Raw genomic sequence first — 6,423 nt, 5'->3', positions numbered from 1 at the left:
AGCCGCGACGAAGATATTGCCAATCGCGGCCTGAGGGTCGTAGGCCCAAAGATCGCCTGCGGCATGAGCCAACTGCCCCGCCTCAAGCAAATCGGCCTTGGCGTTCAGTTTTGGGTCTACCAAGCTCTCCAAGCCAGCAGCGATCTCAAACAGCACGCCTTCCCCAAGCTTCCCCGCATCCTCAAGAATCCCGGGAAGCTTCCCGTGCGCCTGAGTCACAAAATCATCAAGCGTCCCGACAATGGTGGCATTCAGATGCCCGATCAGAATCTCGATCAGTGCATCGCCCAGCACCACCTTGCCGGCCTGCCGCATCTCCTGACGCACCAGAAACAGCATCGGCCGGAGGCTCATCCGCGCCGCCGCCATGCCCGGCGGAATGGGCACCATGCCGATCAGGTTGATGCCTAAACTGACCCAGTCCAACGGGTCACGCTCGTCACTGGTCGCCAGCCGGACGATGTCGTTCAGCGCATCGACCAGCGCCATGATGTTGCCCACCACCGGCAGCCCGCCGGCCACGGTCTTGATCCGCTCAAGCGTGACAACCCCGCCGCTGATGTCCTGCAGCCAGGCATCGACGTTCGCCGCACCAAGACCAACGTCTTCGACCTGAATTTGATCAAGCGGAACAATCGCGACTTGGGGTTCGCGCTTATCGCCACCAACGTGAAGATTTAAGGGGGTTGCCAAGGATGCTCTCCGTGCTCAAAAAACCAACCGAAATGGCGTGAATGCCAATCCGGGGGGCACGGAGATATCAAGGCTTGTGCCAGTTATGAATTAGCCAAGCAAAATCAATAGCTTAAGAAGGAAAATGACGGGTTTTAGCGAACGCCAACCCTAAGAACAAAGTAAAAGTGCGCAAGAAGTTGCGCACCCCTGCGCAACTTCTTGCGCACTCGTCTGCAGGCCATGCACGACGTGGCCTGCAGAGCATCTAGCAGCCAAATTTGAGCTTCGGAGTGCGCAACTTCTTGCGCACTCCGACCCACCCATAACCAACCACTCTTCACCACCAAGAGCGCATCGCCAGCAAAATACGGCATCAAAAACACAGCCAAAAAAAGCCCCGAACAGTCGGGGCTTTCAGCATTCAGAGCGGCTCAAGCTTCAGCCAGTTGCTCTTCATACTCCTTCTGATACTCACCGGCCAGCGACTCTTTCTGCTTGTCGTCCAGCAGTTTGCCCGCCGACTGGAAGAACTTCTGCTCTTCTTCCTTCAGGTGGTGATGAACCTTCTCCGACAGCTTCTTGGCCGTGGCCATCCAGGACGGGCTGGACATCTCGGTTTCGTCGAGCTCTTCCATCATTTCGTCCATTTCGTGATGCTCGGAAATGGCATGGCGGCTGAGGTCGATACCGTTATCGGACTGCATCAGCGGTATATAGAAGAAGCGCTCTTCGGCGATTGCATGGGCCTGGAGTTCAGCTTTCAGCTGCTTATAGACGTCGACACGTTCCTTGCTGTCGCCATGGGTTTGGATCAAGGCATCGGCATAGCCGCGTTGCCGGTCATGACTTTCTCTCAGGGCTTCAAAAATATTCACGGGTGCTCCTTGGTTCGGCGACGGACTGATGTGCTTATCCCTAGACCGCAGAGGGTATTCGGCCGTTCCGTTGTACTTCGAGCCTGTGCGTATTCCCCAACCCCCGCCAACATGAAAACCCTCCACCGTACAGCCCCCCGACAGCTCCATTCGATCACTGACGGGCTGACATTCGCGACATGCTGCGTATGATGAGTCCGACGTTTTTCGCAAAAAGGCTCACTACGATGATGAAGTTTTTCGCCGCGCTGCTTTGCATGTTCACTGGCATGGCCCACGCAGAACCTGCGCTGCTCACCGATCTAGCGCTGCCGTACGTGGCGGCGGCGCCCGCTGAATCCAAAGACAGACCCCTCATCATTTTCCTGCACGGCTACGGCAGCGACGAGCGCGACCTGCTCGATATCAAAAACGATCTCTCCCCGAGTTACACCTATCTCTCCGTGCGTGCGCCGCAGGAAGTCGACGGCGGTGGCTACAAGTGGTTCACCCAGGACACCGATCAGGCCGAATACGAAGGCGTGACCAGCGACGTCGACAAAAGCACCGACCTGCTGCGAACCTTTATCGAACAGGCCACCGAGAAATATCAGACCCAGCCCGATAAAGTGATCCTGGTCGGCTTCAGCCAGGGCGCGATGATGAGCTACCAGATCGGCCTGCAATACCCGGAACTGGTGCATGGCATCGCACCGCTCAGCGGCAAGATTCTCGCGTCCCTCCATTCACGCCTGAAACCCGATGAGCGCCTGAAATCGCTGAAAGTGTTCATCGGCCACGGCTCGGCCGACACCCGCGTGGCGTACTCGGGCGCAACCGACGCCAAGGCGGTGCTGGAGAATCTGCTGATCGTTCCCGAGTTTCATTCCTACGCCGGGGCAGGGCATACGATTACAACGGCTGAGGTGGCGGATTTGAAGCACTGGCTGGAAGCGCAACTGCAAAAATAACTACGTGGAAGAGGTCAGGGCCGCTACAGGCCCTGACTGCCACGAATCAGTTCATACACCCGGCGCGCCAACGGCATCGTCGCTAAAGTCAGCAGGCATATAACGCCCCGGACAAGCGTCTGAATTCGCCGCTTAGGCTGCACACCAGGCTGAAGGGTATGGATGCGTTGATTGAGGATTCGAGAAGGGGGTTTGAGGCGATTGTCTGATCGACGAATAGGCCTTGATTCGTCACCAACCCCGCAAATTTTGGATCTGCGGCGCAAACGCCTTGATCAGAGGGTACAGGCGGCAAACCGGAAAGAGTTGATCGTTCGGAAGGCTAAAATTTCGGTCGCGATAAATATGTACCGCAGGTTTATCTGATGCTTTCGCCATCATCCGCTACCTCGGGTTTGGGCGAATTTGGCGATGAGAAGGAATGGAAAGGACACCAAACTGCGCGATCAGATCGCAAGATCGGAGGCGCGCCATCAGGTCAATAACGCCGTTGGCAACTCGCTCAAGCTAAACGCGCTTGGCGTTAATGGGGGGTTAATACGCTTTGCGCCTATAGATTCAGTCGCGATAGAGATCAGTCATGGGTGGTATGGCAGCTCTTACCCATGGGGGGCCGTACCGCGCTGGAAACGCAAAGATGCCAAAGGGCTTGATCTCGCCCTATGGTATGCCGAGGAGCTTTGCGGTTTGTGTTATGCAACACCGCGAAGGAGTCGTTTGCGGATCAAGGTTATCCTGCTCGAGGGGCAGCCGAACACGAACCATCCCCTAAAAGGACTGGTGGCCCGGTTGATGTTTCTAGCGGTAGGTGTTTACGCAAGGATGCTGGGATGTGAAATCATCCAGATTGAGAGTCCCGAGCCAGGTGCGGTGAGTTACTACCAAAGGTTAGGTTTCCAGTTCGATGCGGATGGATGCCTTGTCATTTCGGCAGGTCGTTCATAATATGATTTTCACAACCAGGGCAGGGAGGTGCTCATGAACACAAGGAAACGCAGAGAAAAACTGCAGTCGATCGCTGAGTTCCGTGCCGAAGCGCGCAAGCGCGCTGTTGAAATAATCCCCTCGCAGATGCACTTTCTGCGCGGAGCGCTCGAGAATGAAAGAGAGCTTGAACCCGCCGGCCCGATGGCTGGTTACAGGGGCTGACGCTTCAATAGAAAACCGCCGAACTGGCGGTTTTTTCGTTCTAGGTATCCGTCAGGACCAACGCAGGGAGGTGCGCATGAACATTAAGAAACGCAAGGCCAAGATTCGGGAAATGACGGAATTCAGTGCCGAAGCGCACAAGCGTGCTGCGGAGTATGCCCAAGCTCAGCTGCATTTTCTGCGCGTAGCGATCGAAATTGGAAGAGACCTTGAACCCGCCGGCCCCATGGCTGGGTTCAGGGGCTGAACCTACATAAGAAAACCGCCGAATTGGCGGTTTTTTCTTGGCCTGCAATCAGCGCCCCACGCCTATGGCCTGAGCATCCTGCGCGTGTCGTGCTCCGTTCTTCATGGCCGTGAGTTCTTCAAAAACCCTAACAACGCCAACACCGGAAATACACTCCCCACGATCACGATCCAGACCCAGCCACCATGGTCATACAGCGCGCTCGCCACCACCGAGCCGATCGCGCCACCGATAAAGATGCTGGTCATGTAAAGCGCGTTGAGCCGGCTGCGGCTTTTGGCATCCAGGGCGTAGACCGCGCGCTGGCCGAGGACCATGTTCATCTGCACGCAGAAATCGAGGATGACCCCGGTGACGGCCATGCCGATCACGGCGTAGCCCGGTTCGATCAGGCTGGGCAGAAAGCTCAATGCGGCGAACAGCATGGCGCACAGGCTGGCGACGCGGGTGTGGCCGGCATCGGCCAGGCGGCCGGCGATGGGCGCGGCAATCGCGCCGATGGCCCCGACCAGGGCGAAGAGGGCGATCTGGCTTTGCGACAGGCCGTGATTTCGCGCGAGCTCAAGCGGCACGGCGGTCCAGAACAGGCTGAAGGTGGCGAACATGCACGCCTGATAAAACGCGCGCTGGCGCAGAACCGGCTGTTTGCGCAGCAAGGTCCATAATGATTTGAGCAACTGGCCATAGGTGGCGCTGTGGGCAGGCTGATGTTTAGGAATGGTGGTCGCCAGCACCACGCTGATCAGCAGCATCACCGCGGCGGCCGTGCCGAACACCGCGCGCCAGCCGAAGTGGTCGGCGATGAGACTGGCAGCGGGCCTGGCCAGCAGAATGCCCAGCAGCAGGCCGCCCATGATGCTGCCGACCACGCGCCCGCGTGTTTCTTCCGGCGCGAGGTTGGCGGCGAGTGGCACTAGAATCTGCACCGCCACCGAGCTGAAACCCACCAATAGCGAGGCGAGCAGGAACAGATTGGGCGTTTGTGCGAAGGCGGCGCTGAGCAGGCTGAGAATGGCGACGCCGGTGGTGACGATCATCAGGCGGCGGTTTTCCAGCAAGTCGCCGAGCGGCACCAGGAAGAACAGGCCAAGGGCATAGCCGATCTGGGTCAGCGACACGATGAAGCTGGCCAAAGTGCCGGACAGCCCGATGTCCGGGGCAATCAAGCCAATGATGGGCTGTGCGTAATACAGGTTGGCAACGATCGCGCCGCAGCAGAAGGCGAACAGCATCGCCAGGCCCTTGGTCATCGTGGCGCCGTGGGTTGCGGGAGAAATGGAGGTCATGGGGACACCGGTGAGTTCGCAGGCCTGGCCGACACGGCTCTGGTAAGGCGTGCAGAAAAGAGTGGCGCGAGGTTAACGCTTTTTCATTGCGTTAAGAAGAGGCGCCGGGGAATAGCGCAGTGTTGATCCGTGCGGCGTGCAGCCCGAGACCGTGGCCGCACAAAAGCCGGGCAGCCCCCGATAATAGTGACGCTCCGGTCGCTCGGCCGAAACTTTTCCGAGTGCGCTTCGGTCACTGCTTACACATACCCCCTCACACCCCATCGGAAATTAAAACTATGCCTCGGGCAATCTGGAAAGGCGCGATCAGTTTTGGGCTGGTGCATATTCCTGTGGCGCTGGTGTCGGCGACGTCCCGGCAAGGTGTCGATTTCGACTGGCTGGACAAGCGCAGCATGGACCCGGTCGGTTACAAGCGCATCAACAAGGTCTCCGGCAAGGAGATCAATAAAGAAAACATCGTCAAAGGCGTGCAGTACGAAAAGGGCCGCTACGTCGTCATCAGCGAGGAGGAGATTCGCTCGGCGCACCCGAAATCGACCCAGACCATCGACATCTTCGGTTTCGTCGACAGCGATCAGATTCCGCTTCAGCACATCGACACGCCGTACTTCCTGGCCCCCGACAAACGCGGCGAAAAAGTCTATGCGCTGTTGAGACAGTCGCTGGTCGATACCGGCAAGGTGGCGCTGGCCCATGTAGTGATTCGCACTAGCCAGCACCTGGCGGCAGTGATGCCGCTGGAATCGGCGATCGTCCTCGTGCTGCTGCGCTGGCCCTCGGAAGTGCGCGGGCTCGACAGCCTTGAGCTGCCCAAGGAGGCCACCGATGTCAAGCTCAGCAAGAGCGAGCTGGACATGGCCAAGCGCCTGATCAAGGACATGAGCACCGAGTGGACGCCCGATGCCGAGGAATACCGCGACACCTTCCAGGACCAGATCATGTCGCTGGTGGAAACCAAGGCCCGCGAAGGCAAGATCGAGAACGTCGAGACCGACGCCGGCGACACCGAGCGCAAGTCGGCTGATGTCATCGACCTGACCGAACTGCTCAAGCGCAGCCTGGGCGGGCGCAGCGGCGCGGCCAAAGCGCCTGCAAAAGCCAAACCCGCCAGCAAAGCCAAGGCCGAATCAAAGGGTGATGCACCGGCGAAACGCCGTGCACCGCCCCGGAAGAAGACCACCAAGGCCTCTTGAACGCGTGTCCTGTTGTAGCGTTGAAAGATGCACCGTTCCACTGCG

6 protein-coding genes and 1 pseudogene are annotated in these 6,423 nt (G+C 58.4%); 4 read left to right on the top strand and 3 right to left on the bottom strand.

Annotation, left to right across the window (positions count from 1 at the left end; translation table 11 throughout):
• A pseudogene (locus tag ACYAR8_RS11330) lies at positions 1 to 693 on the bottom strand (RHS repeat-associated core domain-containing protein); the annotation flags it as partial.
• Between the two features lie 413 nt (positions 694 to 1,106).
• Positions 1,107 to 1,550 carry a hemerythrin domain-containing protein gene (locus ACYAR8_RS11325; protein WP_108119517.1) on the bottom strand — a complete coding sequence of 148 codons (444 nt, stop codon included), beginning with the start codon at positions 1,548 to 1,550 and terminating at the stop codon, positions 1,107 to 1,109.
• Between the two features lie 227 nt (positions 1,551 to 1,777).
• Here ACYAR8_RS11325 and ACYAR8_RS11320 point away from each other — a divergent pair, with 227 nt between their 5' ends.
• The 3 genes from ACYAR8_RS11320 to ACYAR8_RS11310 all read left to right on the top strand — a co-directional run bounded on the left by ACYAR8_RS11320 (position 1,778) and on the right by ACYAR8_RS11310 (position 3,896).
• Positions 1,778 to 2,500, top strand: a complete 723-nt coding sequence (locus ACYAR8_RS11320; protein WP_463579915.1) for an alpha/beta hydrolase — start codon at positions 1,778 to 1,780, stop codon at positions 2,498 to 2,500.
• 978 nt (positions 2,501 to 3,478) lie between these two features.
• On the top strand, positions 3,479 to 3,649 hold the full coding sequence (locus ACYAR8_RS11315) for a hypothetical protein (protein WP_463579914.1): 171 nt from the start codon (positions 3,479 to 3,481) through the stop codon (positions 3,647 to 3,649).
• Between the two features lie 76 nt (positions 3,650 to 3,725).
• A complete protein-coding gene (locus ACYAR8_RS11310) occupies positions 3,726 to 3,896 on the top strand; it encodes a hypothetical protein (RefSeq protein ID WP_172611525.1) in 171 nt (56 codons plus the stop codon).
• A 101-nt stretch (positions 3,897 to 3,997) separates the two neighbouring features.
• Here ACYAR8_RS11310 and ACYAR8_RS11305 read toward each other — a convergent pair whose 3' ends face one another.
• Complete coding sequence (locus tag ACYAR8_RS11305) at positions 3,998 to 5,182, bottom strand: MFS transporter (protein ID WP_463579912.1); 1,185 nt, start codon at positions 5,180 to 5,182, stop codon at positions 3,998 to 4,000.
• Positions 5,183 to 5,460: 278 nt separating this feature from the next.
• Between ACYAR8_RS11305 and ku the strand changes: the two genes are divergently transcribed.
• Complete coding sequence (gene ku / locus ACYAR8_RS11300; RefSeq protein WP_108119519.1) at positions 5,461 to 6,378, top strand: non-homologous end joining protein Ku; 918 nt, start codon at positions 5,461 to 5,463, stop codon at positions 6,376 to 6,378.
• Positions 6,379 to 6,423 lie beyond the last annotated feature (45 nt).

The sequence above is a fragment of the Pseudomonas sp. HP_01 genome, assembly GCF_055284355.1.
Note: the sequence above shows the minus strand (reverse complement) of the source record. Positions and strands in the feature narration are given on the sequence as shown.